Raw genomic sequence first — 17,243 nt, forward strand, 5'->3', positions numbered from 1 at the left:
CTGACTGGTAAAAAAGTGTTAGAAGTTTAAATCAAGTATAACAAAAACTCACAAAAATAAAAAATGCGATAACACCTTAGTTACCACATTTTGGCATGGAACGAGCCTGATGGCCAATTGAAATTTTTAAATTATTGATTTTTAGCAATCTTTATAAATGCTTGTTTAAAATCCTCATACATTTCAAAAGCAATTTTCATAACATCCCGAAAATCAATATAATCAGAAATAACTGGATCTAGAATAATATACTCTCTAGAAATTAGCCATTTCAAAGGGACTACCCATGATGACTTTATCTCCTTCATATATGACCCAAATCAATTCCAATCTACCATGTTCAAAAACAAAATAAAAACCAAAACGAAAATTCTCAACTTGCTGCAAGTTAATATGGAAAAATCGTTCTCGCTTATCATATTGAACTTCATAGCCCAATGACTCTACGATTTCCAATAAATAATCAAGCTCTTGACCCTCTGGTGTCCTATCTTTACTGCAAGTCTTTTGCGGACTCCGCCACTTCCATCAATGGACTTGCTTCTTCCTGCTTTCCTTGATGGAGCTTGGCTTGCACCGCCTCCGCGACTGCTCGTGGGATGCCAACTGTGACGATCTCTTCCACAGTAGCTTCTTTGATCTTGGTCAGTGACTTGAAGTGTTTCATCAGCAACTGCTTGCGTTTTGGTCCCAAACCTTCGATGCCATCCAGCTGGGAAGAGAAGGAATTCTTGGAACGAAGCTGGCGGTGGAAGGTGATGGCGAAGCGGTGTACTTCATCCTGGATCCGTTGGAGGAGGAAAAATTCCTGCGAGGTTCGAGAGAGTTCGATGACTTGGAGAGGATCCCCAAAGAGCAATTCATGAGTCTGGTGCTTGTCATTCTTTTGTAGGCCTGCAATAGGAATATCCAGCCCCAACTCGTCTTGAATGACTTGCTTAGCGATATTGACCTGGCCCTGACCCCCATCGATGACGATCAGGTCTGGTGGCGTCAGGCCATCCCGCATGACCCGGCTGTAGCGTCTGCGAATGACTTCCCGCATGCTGGCATAGTCATCTGGCCCCACGACGGTCTTGATCTTGTACTTACGGTAGTCCTTTTTGCTTGGCTTCCCATTGACAAAGACCACCATGGCAGATACGGGACTGGTCCCCATAATGTTGGAGTTATCAAAGGACTCAATGCGCACAGGGGTTGGGATTTGCAGGAGTTTTCCAAGGTTTTCAATGGCACCTTGAGTCTTTTCCATCGATTTTTCAAGGAGATTGAACTTCTGCTCCAGACTGACACGCGCATTCTTGATGGCCAGATTGACCAACTGCTTCTTCTCCCCACGCTGGGGCTTGAGGACCTTGGTATCCACTAGGGCCTTGACCGCTTCCTCATCGATATCCTGAGGGATCAGGATTTCATTGGGGATCAGGTGGGATTTCTCCTGGTAAAACTGCCCCACATAGGTCAAAAAATCCTCGTCCGGATCATTGTAGTAAGGAAAAAGGTTGACGTCGCGCTCGATCAGCTTACCCTGACGGACAAAGAAGACCTGCACACACATCCAGCCTTTGTCCACGTAGTAGCCAAAGACATCCCGGTTCTGCAAATCCTTGGCCATGACCCGCTGTTTGGTCCGCAGGGTCCCGATGGCCTGGATCAGATCGCGGTACTCAGCCGCCCGCTCGAATTCCATGTTTTGCGCAGCGGTATTCATCTTGAGCTTGAGCTCATCGATAATCTTATCGTCCTGTCCCTTGAGGAAATCAGAAACCTCCTGGGCCATGCCCTTGAAATAGGCCTCGTCCTTGTGGCAGACTGTGTGGGCCATACATTGTCCTAGATGATAGTAAAAGCAGACCTTGGAAGGCGGATTGGTACACTTGCGGAAAGGGAAAATCCGATCCAAAAGCCGCTTGATCTCATTGGCCGCTCCCACATCCGGATAGGGACCGAAATAGAGACCGCCATCCTTTTTGACCTGGCGCGTGATGATGAGGCGCGGATAGCGCTCATTGGTAATCTTGATGAAGGGATAGGACTTGTCGTCCTTGAGCATGATATTGTACTTGGGCTTGTTCTCCTTGATGAGGTTGATCTCAAGAAGCAAGGCCTCAATATTAGACTCAGTGACGATAAATTCAAAATCCACAATCTCAGATACCAGGGCTTCGGTCTTAGTATCGTGGCTCCCTCTAAAATAGGACCGCACCCGATTGCGAAGATTCTTAGCCTTCCCTACATAGATGATGGTTCCGTTCTTATCTTTGTGAATGTAACAGCCCGGACTCGTCGGCAAGAGCTCGAGCTTGGATTTAATCAAGTTATTCATACTCTCTATTATAGCAAAAAAGGGAGGTCTAGCACTTAGCCAACCTCTCTATAATCTACTAAATTAATTGATTTTTTTAACAAAATAAGATCTTAAAAATGACCGATCCAAATTGAACTTGTATTCTTCATTCTTCTTATAAAACCTTATAGCACCCCTTGGCATAACCGCAAGGAATGTAGCCTGCTTGGTATAAAGCATACAACTCATCGAAAAATTGTGACTTAGCTTGAGGTATCTCTTTTTTGATGGTTAAGTAAATTGCCAAGCCAACAATATCAAATTTTATCTGATCTTTCATGGATTCTAGCAGTTTGCTATCTGCAATCAGGTTATCTAATCGTGCTTCAATTTGAGGAATAATTTCCTCTTTTGCACTTATTGCCAGTGAATTCCAGTGTTTATACATATCACTATGATTTTTAGAAAGATAAGCACTAAAATCCCCATCTTTCTCTAATACAAAATTCTCCCACTTCAAACTATTGATACTCTTCTCCGCATCTTTGAGAGTCTTTAACTGAATGATTGGTAAATTTATAGCTCTTTCCTCTTTCAAAAAGTCTATATTTTTTAGTGCATTGATCACATCATCATAGATCTTCATATTTATCCCCTTTCAATTACCTTATCTTTTAGATTTGTAATTTCTAATCCACTACTCTGAGATTTTAATTAGTTTCTTACATGTCACAAATCGCCGAAGAGCACTATACGCCCAGTCCAGCTATCAAACAATTTCTCTCCTTGTGTTCTACTCTCTCTATTATAGCAGAAAAGAGGGATCTAAAAGGATCCCCCTTTGATAATACTTATCCTTTGAAATTTGCCATTTGGAAGATCGGAATCACATAAGGAACAATAGACATCAGGATAGTGAATAGCACGAAGAACCAGAACCAGAAGGAAGCGAGGGCACGCTGGAAAACTCCCGGTTGAGGTTTATTATCCTCAATATAGGCCTTGATAGCTGGCCATTTGGTCGCAAGAACCACAAGCATGACAATGGATCCAATAGCTAAAACGCCGATTTGGAGCCAACTTGCTAATCCTTCATCCACGTGATAAGCCACATAGTGCAAGCCTTGGGAAATGACAAAGTTGTTGAATATGTGATAGAAAATCGCCCACCAGATATTGTATTCAAAAGCAATGTAGCCAAATCCTAGACCAATGATACTTGCAAAAAAGAGCTGGTCAAAATTGGCATGGAAGAGGCCGAATAAAATAGCCGTCATGACAATAGCAAAGATTTTTCCAAATCGCTCCAAGCCTCGCAAGCCAGCACCACGGAAGAAAAACTCTTCTGTGATCGGCCCCAAGAAACCAGCATACAAGAGCATGGTCCAAGACCGCTCAATGGTATCGCCAATATCTGGACTTGGTGAATAAAGGCCAATGGTCTCAAACATGCGCTCAATCACTTGCGTCATGACAGATGAGAAGACTTGGGAGAAGCCTAAAAAGGCGAGAAGGATAAAGAAGACAGAAGGTGTCATCTTGCGTCCCTTATGCTTGAGATCAAACTTAAAGAGGGCTTTTTTGCGATAGGCATTAAAGATAAAGAGGCCAATAAAAATGGAGATAAAATAGGGAACTCCTGCCCAAACATTCAGGCTAGTCATTCTCTCCGCTAGTTTACTTGGATCTTTTCTGAGCGAACCTGAAAGGATCAGGCCTAGGAGCACTTCCCACAGCACGGTCACCAAGGTCATCACCAAGAGATAAATGGCAAGCGTCCCAGAAAATTTTCCTAGATCCTTTTTGGGGTCTAATAATCGGTTGTATTGGTTCATTAGATTCTCCTAGATAATAGATAAAAACTCGCACATATTCCTTCATATAGAACAAAGAAGATCAAAAAGGCATGCATAAAGTAGTCTTCTGGTAGAGCTAGAATAATCGAATCCACGCGCGGATCAAACAACCAGGTATTGTCCCCAGCAAATAAGATCTGATGAAAGAGCGTAAAGAATTGATCAAAGCCAATGATGACAGCCATCACCGCAACCATTACCGGTAGGAGCATCATCCAAAAAAATAGACCACGGTACAGGGCAAGATAGCCTTTTTTGACAACTGTTCGTAGAAACTGGATAAAACCAGGTAGAGTGACCAAGAAAACGACCGTCACCAAATGAAACAGGTACTTGACGGCTTCGAAATGGTGCAAGCCATTTTTAGAAGAGGGGAATTGGGGCATCTTCAACACCCATTGAAAAGGATTGGTCAAGTAGTTCATCAAGACATTGAAATTCTTCATGATGACAGATGCCGAAAAACCAGTCCGACTTTGAATCCCCAACCAATGAATCTCCAGCGGATAGATGGCCCAGGCTAGAGCAATGGTGAGAAGAATCGCAGCTGATAGGATGAAGAAGATTTGGTTTATGGATCTCAAACTTCTAAGCATCAAAATCCCACTCCGCTAGACTAGAAACGACATGTGTCGGTGCAATTGGTAAGGTTGGCACTTCTTCTGGTTTGGTAAAACCAGTCGTCACCAGAAGGGTCGGAATCCCATTGTCAATACCAGCACGAATATCTGTTAGATAATTATCCCCTACCATAACGACTTCTTCTCTTTCAAACCCCAGATGTTCAATAGCCTTATCCATGATGATGGCCTTTGGTTTCCCAATGATCACTGGCTCCACCCGTGTTGCTGCTTCGACAAGAGCAATTAGAGATCCTGCACCCGGCAACAAGCCACGCTCTGTTGGAATATTGAGGTCAGGGTTGGTCCCGATAAAGTGGGCCCCTTTTTGAATCGCCAAGGTTGCTTTAGCAAACTTCTCATAATCCACTTGCCAATCCAGTCCAATCACAACATAATCAGGTGCTTCTTCATCGATGATATAGCCAGCTTCTTCAATAGCATCTTTGAGCCCCGCTTCTCCGATCACATAGACTTTTTTGCCCAAGTTTTGGTCATTCATGTAGTCAATGGTAGCAAGGGTAGCTGTATAGATGGTCGAAACTGGGGTTTCAATATTGAAATGAGTGGCCAGCATATCCCGAACAGTCTCTGGTGTGCGGGTTGTATTGTTGGTGACAAAGAGATATGGAATCTCACGCGCCTGCAATTCATGAACAAAAGCTTCTCCTGCAGGAATTCGTGATTTTCCTTTGTAAATAGTGCCATCCAAATCAATCAAATAGCCCTTATAGTGCATTTATTCTTCCCTTTCTGTGTTAGCTTCTTCATGCAACTTCTCTGCATCGACTCGTCCACCAGACCCATACAAGAGCAAGGCTCCAGCATAGAGGATAAATTGTAAAATCAAACCTGTAAAATTGATTCCTTGACTTCCTGATTGGGTAAACAAGAAGGAAGCCACCATGAGGATCACAATGGTCAATAACAATCCTATTACGGTTGCCTGATCCACGCTGATTTGATAAACCGTGCGCTTGGTGCTCCGATTTTTCCCGTCAGACTTAGTTTCTGGTTGCAAATTCTCCACAAAATCCGTCACTAAGGTCGCAGCGAGGCTGACTGTTGTACTAAAGAGCACGCCTTGAGACAAGCGGTGATAGAAATTGGACCAGAAGGATCCTGATTGGCTAGTAATCCCAATCGAGAAGATCATGACCGGTAAAAGAAAGGCCAAGGTGAAATGGATCCAGACCCGATACCAGCGTACATCTTCTCTCAAAAAGCGACTAAAACTCTCTAAATTCAAGCGATAGCGGAAAAATTTATAAATTTCCTCTACCAGGATGATGCCCAAAGCACAAAGAGTCAAGAGCCAATCTCCCAACATGTACAAAGGGTTCTTTTGACGCTTGGCATAGGCCACAACCCGTTTTTGATAGCTTTCAAGTTCCTGTTTTTTATTTTTTAATCTTCTACTTTCCATAAGTCCAACCCTTTTCTTCTACTTCTTCCCACTCAATTTCAGCTTGGGCATTGATCTGACCATCTGAAGTAATTTGGTGCTGAGTTTTCAAGCCCTCTTGTTCATATTGAGAGGTGATGAGACCTCCTGCTAGCACTTCTTTGACATATTTCAGATGAACTTTTTTAGGGACATGATGGGTCAAGAAGTCTGCTCCCATCACCTCAAAAACCCAGTCCAAGTACTTACTGTTATTGACATGTCCGTTCATATCCAAGTCGTAAAACCGAACCCGGTATTCTTGTTCCACGCCGCCTTCTAATTCTTTGAAACGGGGACCACGGATCATAGTTTTTGAAAATTCAGAGTCAAAGGCATCCGTGATTTCGCTCATAACAGGATGAACCTTGCGCGTATCCCGATCCATCAAGACAAAGGTCGCGACCATCTCAATGATAGTATTTCCTGCTTCATCTTTGATATTAAAGGCCCGGTAGCAGAAAAGTCGATTGTGACTCTTGGCATAGGTTTCGATAGTGATTTTCTCATCAAATACAGGGAGACGCTCGATCTTCATATTGTAATCCGTGATAATCCAGACCAGATTATAGTTCTCTAAAATGTACATATCACTCATGCCCAGCTCAATCGATTGCATGCCAGATACCTGTAAAGACAGCAAGATCAATTGGGGAATCTTAATAGAACCATTGACATCGCTCATATCAAAAGGAATTTTCATGCTGTATTCAAATGTTTTTGCCATCTTCTACTCCAAAATAAACTTCTCTGCTACAGTGTCTCCTAAAAAGAGACCTTTCTTGGTCATTCGAACAATGTCCTTGTCAGGGACCAAAAGTCCCTGCTGGGTCAATTCCTCAACCACTAGTCCATATTGTTGGTCAAAATTCACACCAAACTTTTCTTCAAAACGCTTCTTGGAAACGCCTGTTTTCTTACGGAGTCCTAGAAACATCTCTTCTTCCATCATTTCTGTCTGACTCAAGTGCTCTTCTTGGACACGCGCATTTCCCTCTTCGACAGCCTGCATATAGTGACGGATAGGCCCATGATTCTTGTAGCGGATCCCATTGACGTAGCCGGATGCACCAGCTCCCAGACCATAATACTCGGCATTGTCCCAATACATGAGATTGTGCCGACTTTCAAAACCAGGCTTGGAGAAATTAGAAATTTCGTAATGCTCAAAGCCCGCACGCTCCAACTCCTGAATGATGTATTCAAACATCTCTGCTTCCAACTCCTCTTTAGGTAGAGGAAGCTTGCCCCTTCTCATGCGATTCATAAAGACTGTGTGATTCTCCAGAATCAAGCTATAAAGACTCATGTGGGGAATGTCAAGGGCAAGAGCCTTAGCGACATTCTCTTTGACCTGCTCCATGGTTTGTGTCGGAAGCGCGTAGATGAGGTCAATCGAAATATTGTCAAAACCAGCCAGTTTCAGACGGTCGATATTGTCATAAATGTCCTGCTCTTGGTGGCTTCGACCAATCTTCTTGAGCAAACGATTATCAAAGGTCTGCACGCCCAATGAAACCCGATTAACTGGCGAATCCTTCAAAACCGCAATCTTATCCGGATCCAAATCACCAGGATTGGCCTCGATAGTCAGCTCTTCCATCTGAGAGAGATCAAGCGACATGGTCAGCTCCTTGAGCAGATAGGCTAGCTGATCTGCAGATAAGGCCGTCGGTGTCCCACCCCCGATATAGAGAGTCCGTAAGTTTGTAATTTCTTCCCGACGAAATTCTTGGATCAAATGATCTAGATAAGCATCGACCGGTTGGTTCTTAATAAAGACCTTCGAAAAATCACAATAAAAACAAATCTGGGTACAAAATGGGATGTGGACATAAGCGGACGTTGGTTTTGTATGCATACCTTTAATTATACCATAAAATCCCCCCGAGTCCGAAAAGAAAAGGGAATAAGAAGCAAGGAATTCCTTGACAATAACGAATAAAAGGAATAGAATAAATCTAATCATATTCGGAGGTAAGGAGATATGAACAACTAAGTTTCGTTAAATAAAATACTTTATTTAGTGGACTGTTTGTTCTATCTCTTTTTGTGTACCCTCTCGCCTATTCTCCAACCATTTGTTGGCTAAACAAGGTTTTTTTCTGCTTGGGTTCCACATGAATACAGCTCTACTAAATAGGTAGAGCTGTTTTTTGTCCCAGTAGAAAGGAATCTTATGCTAAAACTATCCCACCTCACTATCCGACATACAAAAGATTTACGAGATCTGGTTCGAGATCTATCCCTGACTATTCATGAAGGGGAAAAAGTTGCCATTATTGGCGAAGAAGGAAATGGAAAATCTTCCTTGCTTCATGTCCTTATGTCCCCAAAATCTCTACCAGATTATCTGACCATGGAAGGAGAAATCACCACTCACTTTCACTCCTATGCCTATATTCCCCAGTCTTTGCCGGAAGCATTGAAAGAAAAAAGCTTGGAAGAATATTTTTTTGGAGAAGACGAGCTAGACTATGCCAGCCTCTACAGACTGGCTGATCAATTGCATTTTGATAGCGACCGCTTTGCAAGCGATCAAACTATCGGAAGTCTATCTGGAGGAGAAGCCCTCAAGGTCCAACTGCTTCACGAACTTTGTTGTCCTCATGAATTGCTATTTTTAGATGAACCTTCAAATGATCTGGATTTGGAGACCTTGGATTGGCTCCAGCAGATGATCCAAACGAGTCCTCAAACCATCATATTTATTTCCCATCATGAGGATTTTTTGACTCAGACGGCGGATACCATCATACACCTCAGACAGATCAAACACCGCAAGGAAGCTGAAACCATCGTAGAGCACCTAGGCTATCAAGACTACAGTAGCCAGAGGGAACAACAATTTAAGCAACAGTCTCAGCAAGCGGCCAACGATCAACGAGCCTACCAAAAAACAATGGAGAAGCACCGTCGCGTCCGTCAGCAAGTCGAAATTTCCTTACGAAATACCAAGGATAGCACTGCTGGACGTCTCCTGGCAAAAAAAATGAAGTCCCTCCTCTCACAAGAAAAGCGCTACGAGCGAGAATTCCAATCCATGACTTCCCAACCCTATGATGAGGAAATCATTAATCTGCATTTCCCTTCCCTCACTCCCTTGTCTCCTCAAAAAAGAGTCCTTCTCTTAGATCAGGAAGAGCTCGCAATTGGGGATCGTGTCCTAGTCAAGAACCTCTCCCTCACACTTCAAGGGCAGGATAAGATAGGGATTATCGGTTCCAACGGTGTTGGGAAATCCACTTTCCTAAAAATGATCTGGGATCTTTTACAAGAGAATAAGAGTATCCGAACTGCCTATATGCCTCAAGATTACACTGAACGCCTCCCTCTAACTCAGACACCCGTTCAATTTCTGCAGCATTCAGGCGATCGCGAAGAAATCAATACCATTCAATTGCATTTAGCCTCCCTCAACTTTACTTATTCTGAAATGCACCATCCTATCTCTGAACTTTCTGGTGGCCAGCAAGGCAAACTCTTTCTCCTTCAATTAGTGCTTACAAGTCCCCAGTTTCTGCTCTTGGACGAGCCTACTCGCAATTTTTCCCCCACTTCCCAACCAGAAATTCGTCGCCTATTCGCAGACTACCCAGGCGGACTGGTTACAGTCTCCCACGATCGGACCTTCCTCAAAGAAGTCTGCCAAAAAATCTATCGTCTGACGGAAAATGGTTTGGTAGAAATAGAGTCGCTCTAACGTAAAAAAGATTGGCCAAAACCAATCTTTTACATTGAAAATAAAGTCCCCTTAGAAACTTTCCTTAGGTGAGAACGGACATCAGCGAACTTCATAGAAGTTCCATGACTAATTATTGAGCCTAAGGTCTCAATAATTCCGAGTGCCTGAAACCATTAAGTTTCAGGCACTCTTTCTCACGGTGGAAAGTTTCAATAGAGGATTGGATAATTCTTGATTTGTTAGATTTGGATGAAAGAACAGTTTGTCAACGTTCTCCAAACTTGGTTTTGACCAATTATTTTATCTAATTTCGCCCTGCCTCTTGTCCCATTTCTTGGGTGCGTTTGTAGGCCGCTTCCACTCCTGCAATAATGTCGCCTCGTAAGCCGACTTGTTCTAAGCGGTTGACTCCTGCGATGGTAGAGCCACCTGGGCTACAAACTGCATCTCGTAAGCAGGCTGGATGCTCGCCTGTCTCTAGGACCATTTGGCTAGCTCCTTTGAAAGTCTGGGCCGCCATCTGCAAGGCTTGCTCTCGTGAAAGTCCCAAGGCTACTCCCGCATCTGCCATGGCTTCGATCATCTGATAAACAAAGGCTGGACCACAGCCTGCGATAGCCGTTGCAGGATCCATCAATTTTTCTTCGATTTCATAGAGGGCCCCTGCTCCTGCTAAGAGCTGGTTGACTTGGGCTACTTGCTGGTCTGTCACTGCTTGGGAGCGGGCCATACTGATGACCCCTTGCCCAATGGCAACGGGCGTATTAGGCATGATGCGGATGAGCCCCATGCGGTCATTTTTAACTACACTTGCCATTTGCTCCAATTCCAGACCTGCTGCCATAGAAACCAACAGGAGATTGGAACGTTGGCCCAAAATGTCCTGGTACTCTTCAAGTAAAGGGCAAATCTGATAGGGTTTGACCCCTAAGAAGATGACCTCCGCCTCTTGAAAGACTTGTTCAAGATCAGACGCCGTTCCCCCATACTGGCTGATAAACTCTTGCACCTTTTGTGGGGAACGATTAACCAAGAGCAAGTCTGTGGCAGCCACTTCTTTTGCGACTGCTTTGGCCAGACTAGCTCCCATGTTTCCAAGACCGATAAATGCTACTTTCATGACTTACCTCACTTGACCATTTCCACTGACGATATACTTGTAACTGGTCATCTCCCGCAGTCCCATCGGTCCACGCGCATGGAGTTTTTGGGTCGAGATCCCCATTTCACAACCTAGGCCAAATTGACCCCCGTCTGTAAAGCGTGTAGAAGCATTGACATAAACGGCGGCTGAATCTACTTGCTTGGTGAAGTAAGCGGCTGTATCAGGATTTTCAGTCACAATGGCATCCGAATGATGGGTGCTATGAGCTTCAATGTGGTCCACCGCTTCCTCGACTCCATCAACAACCTTGATGGCTAATATATAATCCAAAAATTCAGTATCAAAATCCTGCTCTTGCGCCGCTGTCCCCGAAATGATAGCCTGTGCGTCCTCATCTAGACGCAACTCAACCGATCTTTCCTGCTCATCCACTAAGCGCTCTTTGACCAAGGGCAAGAAATCAGACGCGATCGCCTGATCGACCAACAAGACCTCCATAGCATTGCAGACAGAGGGGCGACTGGTCTTAGCATTTTCGATAATTGCTAGGGCTTTCTGGAAATCAGCCCCCTTGTCCACATAGACATGAACAATGCCAGTTCCTGTCTCAATCACGGGGACAATGGCATTTTCAACCACTGCTTGGATTAAGCCAGCACCACCACGTGGAATAAGCAAGTCCAGGTAGCCCTTGGCCTTCATCATAGCAAGGCTGGAAGCTCGACTCGTATCTTGGATCAATTGGAGAAGGTCTGGATTGAGTCCGGCTTCTTCCAACCCACTCTTGAGTGAGGTCACGATCGCTTGGGCAGAATGAAAGGCATCCTTTCCAGTACGAAGAACCACTGCATTTCCACTCTTGATGGCAAGTGCCGCAGCATCCGACGTCACATTTGGACGGCTTTCATAAATGATCCCAATGACGCCCATAGCGACTCGAACCTTCTGGATTTCAAGGCCATTTTCCAAAACTTCAGTATCCAGCACTTCCCCAATCGGATCTGGTAGATCGATTAAAGCACGGATACCTTGTGCCATCCCTTCAATCCGCTCTTGATCAAGAAAGAGGCGATCGAGCATGACTTCAGAGATCTTCCCGCGTGCTGCTTCCATATCGATTTGATTGGCTGCTAAAATGGCTTCCGTCGCTTTCAGAAGTTGGCTGGCCATAGCTTCTAAGGCCTGATTTTTAAGAGCTGTACTGGCCGTATTGATGCTTTTCTTAGCTGATCTCGCTAAGGCTAATTGTTCTTGTGTTGTTCCCATACGTTTTCCTCTAGAATTCTGTAAAGAGTAGGTCAATCTCGGGAGTTACCGAGATCCAATCATCCCGGTGAATGAGGATTCCCTTGGCTTTTTTAGATTGGAGCATATCCCGCACAGCCGACTGGCCGAGACGAACTTTCCCTTTCCCTAGTAATTGTCCTGACTCTTGATGATAAACGCTGACGATGTCTTGATAAGAAAAATCCCCTTCTGCCTTGGTCACTCCAGAAATTAATAAGCTCTTTCCGTATTGCAACAAGGCCTCAGCCGCTCCAGCATCCACCCAAAGAGCTCCTTTACTTTCTGCATAAAAGGCTAGCCATTGCTTCTGGGTTTTCAAGCCCTTATCCTCTGCAAGGAAGTAACTGCCATCTGCTTGCTCTTGCGCCGCTTCGATCAAGGCATCGGACTTAAGAGACGAGCAAATATAGACAGGAACCCCTGACTCGGTCGCAAGGGTGGCTGCCTTGAGTTTGGTCAGCATTCCGCCAGTTCCATTGCTACTACCCGCACCTCCAGCCATCTCGATCATCTCGCGAGAAATGTGCTCGATCCGCTCCAAACGCTTGGCTGTTGGATCCTGAGAAGGATTGGCTGTATAGAGGCCATCGACATCCGTCAACAGCACCAAAAGATCCGCTTGGGCCATGGCTGCAACCTGCGCACTCAAGGTATCATTGTCACCAACTTTTAGCTCAGCGATAGAGACCGTATCATTTTCATTGATAATCGGAATGGCCCCACGGTTGAGTAAGACAGAAAGGGCCTGGTGGGCATTCTTATAGCGACGTTGATCCGCAAAGTCATCCTGGGTTAATAAAATTTGTGCAGAAACAATGTTGCGTAAAAGAAGATTAGAGGTATATTCTTCCATCAATAAGCCTTGACCAACTGCCGCAGAGGCTTGCTTGTCTGCCACCTTAGTCGGCCGTTTCTTAAAACCAAGGGCACCAAACCCAGCAGCAACCGCCCCCGATGAGACCAAGATCAACTCATAACCCGATTCGTGTAAGAGAAGCCAACTGCTGGGTAATGACCTTGACCTTCTGTCTGGAGAGACTCCCATCGGGATTGGTCAAAGACGAGGTCCCTACTTTAAAGACGATTCGTTTTGCTTTCATCTCTATGTTTCTTTCTAATACTATTTATTTCGTATGTAATGAAAGTGACTGAATCTCCATTCAGTCATCTTCATTATCCTTTTCGAATGTCTTCCAGCGTTTTCTCAAAGATTGCTGGCACTTCTGCTGTAAATTCCAAAGTCTCTCCTGTGCGAGGGTGAGTAAAGCCAAGTGTTCGTGCATGAAGAAACTGCCCTTGTCCTTTAAGTGTCTTCTTAGGACCATAAGCAGGATCTCCAGCTACTGGATGGCCAATATAGGCCATGTGCACCCGAATTTGGTGGGTCCGACCGGTCTCCAGTTGCAACTCTACCAGCGTGTAATCCCCAAAGCGTTCCAAGACTTGAAAACGGGTCACAGCAGGTTTTCCTTTAGCCGTCACCGCCTGTTTTTTTCGGTCCTTTTCACTGCGACCAATTGGTGCTTCGATCATGCCCCGATCATTCGGAAGATTACCATGGACAATGGCCCAATACTTCCGGAGAGATTTTTTGTCTTTCAACTCCTCTGCTAAGGCGACGTGGGCTTGGTCATTTTTTGCGACCATCAAGAGGCCTGACGTGTCTTTGTCAATCCGGTGGACGATTCCTGGACGCAATTCCCCATTGATTCCTGAAAGGTCTTTGACATGGTATAAAAGGGCATTGACCAAGGTTCCACTGGTGTGGCCGGCACTGGGGTGAACGACCATACCTTGGGGTTTATTGACGACGACGACATCCCGGTCCTCATAGACAATGTCTAAGGGCAGATCTTCTGCTTCATAGCTGACCTCTTCCACTTCTGGGACTTCATACTGGATGATGTCTCCTTGTTTGACCGTATACTTAGCCTTTTTCACAGTTCCATTGACCAGAACTTTTCCTTCTTTGATCTGCTCATTGGCTACAGCTCGTGACAAGGGAGTCAAATCTGCCAAAGCCTTATCCAGTCGCGCACCGGCTACTTCGATTTTAATTTCCATGCATTTCCTCTTTCAACATCAGGATCAGGAGCAAGAAAACTCCAACTGTCAAATAGCTATCCGCCACATTAAAAATGGCAAAATTCATAAAATCCAGGTGGAACATATCGACCACAAAGCCCTGACGCAGGCGATCGATAAAATTCCCCAAGCCACCTGCAATCACCAAGGTCAAGCCCGTCACCATCCAAAGCGACCCCTTGAGGTGCTTATAAAGATAGTAAAAGGCTCCCGCCATCACTAGGAGCGTGATGATGGTAAAGAACCATTGCTGATTTTCAAGAAGCGAAAAGGCTGCACCTGTATTTTGAAGATAGGTCAGGCTGACCACATGGGGGACAAAGGATTTGATGACACCCAGTGGAATGTTCTTGACTACATACCATTTGACCAACTGATCCAGTAGGACCAATAGCACGATTGCTACCGGAACCATTGTTTTTCTCTTCATTTCTTACCTCTTTTGATCAAAATACTCTACCATGACCGTGACAAACTTCTCTGCTACAGGGGAGAGATCCATCTCTTCGCGTTTGACATAGACCATTTTATTGTCCAAGTTGTCTTCTAAAGGAATCACGGTAATGCCATTCACTGACTGGCTATCTAAAAAGCCTGATCCTGTCGCATAAGCATCTGTCCGCTCCAAGATCCCATTCAAGGTAGCCCGGTCGGTTACATTGAACATTTGGGAGCTCGAACTGGTATCGACAAAATTCTCTGAATAATAGAGATACTCATCTTTTTCTTGGGTAAAGCGAACAGTTGGCAACTGAGCTAGATCTTCCATGACCAGTTTTTTCTTCTTAGCCAGAGGGTGTCCCTTGCGAAGGTAAATATGAGTCTGAAAAGGAATCAAATCCACCACTTCAAGCCCTAATTTATCAACCCGTTGCATAATCCCCTTGGTATTTTGACGGTTGAGATAAATAATCCCCAACTCACTATGCCCTTGAGCCACTTCATCCAAAATTTGGACCGTCGTTGACTCAAAGATGCGGAAGTTTTTATTTTCCGGATAGCGGATCGAGAATTCCGTTATCAATGGTGGCAAGAAGTCATAGTGTTGACTAGAAATGGAGAATTCATTCTTCTCTTCTTCAGGACTAGCATATTGATTTTGAAAAATATCAAACCCTTTGACCACATCCTGCGCTTTTTCATAAAATTCCATTCCTCGACGGGTCAAAAAAGTCCCAGAACTGGTCCGACGAAAAATCTTAAAGCCCAGTTCTTTTTCCAGATCTCTGACGGATATGGACAAGCTCGGCTGACTCACATACATTTTTTCAGCAGCTTCACGAAAAGTACCACTATTGGCAATCGCCACTACATATCGTAATTGTTGTATATTCATTCTATTTTCCTTATTACAGTATCGATCTATTATACCATAAATTAGGGGCTGAAAGAAGAGATGGGTTTAAGAGACCTTCATCAAGTGAAAATAAAAAAACTGGAACTAAAACAGTTCCAGTTGATACTTATTCAATTACTTGAGTTTCAGCTAATTTCTTGTACCAATGAGCCGATTTCTTAGGATAACGTTCTTGTGTATCGAAATCAACGTAGAAGAGTCCGTAACGTTTTTCATAACCATTAGACCATGAGAAGACGTCCATGAGTGACCAGATGAAGTAGCCCTTGACGTTTGCACCATCAGCAATCGCATCCGACAAGACTTCCAAGTGTTGTTTCACATAATCAATCCGGCCATCATCGTAAACTGTGTTGTCCACAAATTCATCTTTGTATCCCAGTCCGTTTTCAGTGATGTAGATCTTCTTGTAGTTTGGATAATCTTTCTTGACGCGCATGATTTGGTCATACAAGCCTTGCGGATAGATGATCCAGTCCCAATCTGTCCGAGGGACATAGTCAGGAGCCACACGACGTCCAACACCTTTGATTTGGTACTTAGAGCTTCCTTTTTCCCCTTTACCATTGTGGATGATTTCAGTTTCGCCATCAAAGGCTTCCATCCAGTCACTCATGTAGTAGTTAATTCCAAGGAAGTCGTTCAAATCTTTAGCTGCTTCAAGTGCTGCAAAGTCTTCGTCCCGAAGATCCAAGCTACCACCATTGACGGATAAGATGTGGTTTACCCCTTCCATGGTTGCATCTGAGTAGTGTCCAAGGTAGGTTGCATCTAGAATAAACTTGTTATGGATGATATCTTCCAATTCAGCCGCCCGAACGTCAGCTGGATTTTTAGGATCCAATGGATACTTAGTTGGAAGGGCGTGAACGACCCCGATTTCGCCTTTATAACCTTTGTCTTTATACAATTTCACAGCACGCGCATGCGAAACCATCATATTGTGGTGTGATTGGAAAACTTTGGCAAGGTCATACTGAATACCTGGTGGGAATTTACCGACTAAGTATTGACCATCACCGATTGGGCCAATTTCATTAAAGGTTGTCCAATAGTTGACTTCTGGGAATTCTTCAAAACAGAAAGCAGCATAATCTACAAAGTGTTCGATATTTTCACGATTTAAGAAGTCTCCATTTGAGTGAAGAGCTTCAGGAGTATCAAAGTGGTGAAGAGTTACGAATGGTTCTACATGACGTTTATGACATTCTGCAAATAACTTATGATAGAATTCTACCCCTTTTGGATTGACTTCACCATAGCCAGTTGGGAAAATACGTGACCAAGCAATAGAAATACGAATTCCGTTTACGCCATATTCTTCCGCCAACTGTAAGTCTACTGGATATTTATGGTAGAAATCACTCGCTGGTTCAGCAGTATACCAATAGTTGTCTGCTAAATATTTATCCCATGCAACTGGTCCTTTTCCGTCAGTATGAGTCGCACCTTCTGCCTGGTAAGCTGCTGTTGCGCCACCGAAAATAAAATCTTTAGGTAATGTTTTTGACATAAGT

15 protein-coding genes and 1 pseudogene are annotated in these 17,243 nt (G+C 44.2%); 1 reads left to right on the top strand and 15 read right to left on the bottom strand.

Translation table 11 applies throughout. From position 1 onward, the window contains the following. Positions 1-493: 493 nt before the first annotated feature. From uvrC to hemW, 8 genes are all read right to left on the bottom strand, one after another. The gene (gene uvrC, locus QM830_RS04120; RefSeq protein ID WP_414325718.1) at positions 494-2,326 is read right to left on the bottom strand and encodes an excinuclease ABC subunit UvrC; all 1,833 of its coding nucleotides are present in this window, start codon (positions 2,324-2,326) and stop codon (positions 494-496) included. A 136-nt stretch (positions 2,327-2,462) separates the two neighbouring features. Next, entirely contained in the window at positions 2,463-2,933 is a 471-nt protein-coding gene (locus QM830_RS04125) for a hypothetical protein (protein ID WP_254732425.1), read from the bottom strand. A gap of 205 nt (positions 2,934-3,138) precedes the next feature. Further along, complete coding sequence (locus QM830_RS04130; protein ID WP_414325719.1) at positions 3,139-4,122, bottom strand: lysostaphin resistance A-like protein; 984 nt, start codon at positions 4,120-4,122, stop codon at positions 3,139-3,141. Continuing rightward, positions 4,122-4,739: a TIGR01906 family membrane protein gene (locus QM830_RS04135; RefSeq protein ID WP_414325720.1), complete on the bottom strand. Its 618-nt coding sequence runs from the start codon at positions 4,737-4,739 to the stop codon at positions 4,122-4,124. The genes QM830_RS04130 and QM830_RS04135 overlap by 1 nt, the downstream gene beginning before the upstream one ends. Beyond that, the gene (locus QM830_RS04140; RefSeq protein ID WP_414325721.1) at positions 4,732-5,502 is read right to left on the bottom strand and encodes a TIGR01457 family HAD-type hydrolase; all 771 of its coding nucleotides are present in this window, start codon (positions 5,500-5,502) and stop codon (positions 4,732-4,734) included. The genes QM830_RS04135 and QM830_RS04140 overlap by 8 nt, the downstream gene beginning before the upstream one ends. Beyond that, on the bottom strand, positions 5,503-6,189 hold the full coding sequence (locus QM830_RS04145) for a hypothetical protein (protein ID WP_414325722.1): 687 nt from the start codon (positions 6,187-6,189) through the stop codon (positions 5,503-5,505). Further along, entirely contained in the window at positions 6,179-6,934 is a 756-nt protein-coding gene (locus QM830_RS04150) for an acyl-ACP thioesterase domain-containing protein (RefSeq protein ID WP_414325723.1), read from the bottom strand. The genes QM830_RS04145 and QM830_RS04150 overlap by 11 nt, the downstream gene beginning before the upstream one ends. A gap of 3 nt (positions 6,935-6,937) precedes the next feature. Further along, positions 6,938-8,068 (bottom strand): radical SAM family heme chaperone HemW, encoded by a 1,131-nt coding sequence (gene hemW / locus QM830_RS04155; protein ID WP_414325724.1) that lies wholly within the window; start codon positions 8,066-8,068, stop codon positions 6,938-6,940. A gap of 318 nt (positions 8,069-8,386) precedes the next feature. On the opposite strand from hemW, the gene QM830_RS04160 reads away from it, so the two are divergent. Next, positions 8,387-9,910: an ATP-binding cassette domain-containing protein gene (locus tag QM830_RS04160; protein ID WP_414325725.1), complete on the top strand. Its 1,524-nt coding sequence runs from the start codon at positions 8,387-8,389 to the stop codon at positions 9,908-9,910. 286 nt (positions 9,911-10,196) lie between these two features. On the opposite strand, the gene proC is transcribed toward QM830_RS04160, so the two are convergent. From proC to lacG, 7 genes and pseudogenes are all read right to left on the bottom strand, one after another. Then, positions 10,197-11,012: a pyrroline-5-carboxylate reductase gene (gene proC, locus QM830_RS04165; RefSeq protein WP_414325726.1), complete on the bottom strand. Its 816-nt coding sequence runs from the start codon at positions 11,010-11,012 to the stop codon at positions 10,197-10,199. Positions 11,013-11,015: 3 nt separating this feature from the next. Continuing rightward, positions 11,016-12,263 carry a glutamate-5-semialdehyde dehydrogenase gene (locus tag QM830_RS04170; protein WP_414325727.1) on the bottom strand — a complete coding sequence of 416 codons (1,248 nt, stop codon included), beginning with the start codon at positions 12,261-12,263 and terminating at the stop codon, positions 11,016-11,018. Positions 12,264-12,273: 10 nt separating this feature from the next. After that, a pseudogene (proB, locus tag QM830_RS04175) lies at positions 12,274-13,384 on the bottom strand (glutamate 5-kinase). A gap of 73 nt (positions 13,385-13,457) precedes the next feature. Continuing rightward, entirely contained in the window at positions 13,458-14,348 is an 891-nt protein-coding gene (locus QM830_RS04180; RefSeq protein WP_414325728.1) for an RluA family pseudouridine synthase, read from the bottom strand. Further along, positions 14,338-14,799, bottom strand: coding sequence for a signal peptidase II (lspA, locus tag QM830_RS04185; RefSeq protein ID WP_414325729.1), 462 nt, complete (start codon positions 14,797-14,799; stop codon positions 14,338-14,340). Before lspA ends, QM830_RS04180 begins: the two co-directional genes overlap by 11 nt. 3 nt (positions 14,800-14,802) lie before the next feature. Further along, positions 14,803-15,705, bottom strand: a complete 903-nt coding sequence (locus QM830_RS04190) for a LysR family transcriptional regulator (RefSeq protein ID WP_414325730.1) — start codon at positions 15,703-15,705, stop codon at positions 14,803-14,805. 127 nt (positions 15,706-15,832) lie between these two features. Beyond that, a complete protein-coding gene (gene lacG, locus QM830_RS04195; RefSeq protein WP_315377470.1) occupies positions 15,833-17,239 on the bottom strand; it encodes a 6-phospho-beta-galactosidase in 1,407 nt (468 codons plus the stop codon). Positions 17,240-17,243: the final 4 nt, after the last annotated feature.

The organism is Streptococcus sp. OMI750, from assembly GCF_047463895.1.
In the GTDB taxonomy this organism is placed as follows: Bacteria; Bacillota; Bacilli; order Lactobacillales; family Streptococcaceae; genus Streptococcus.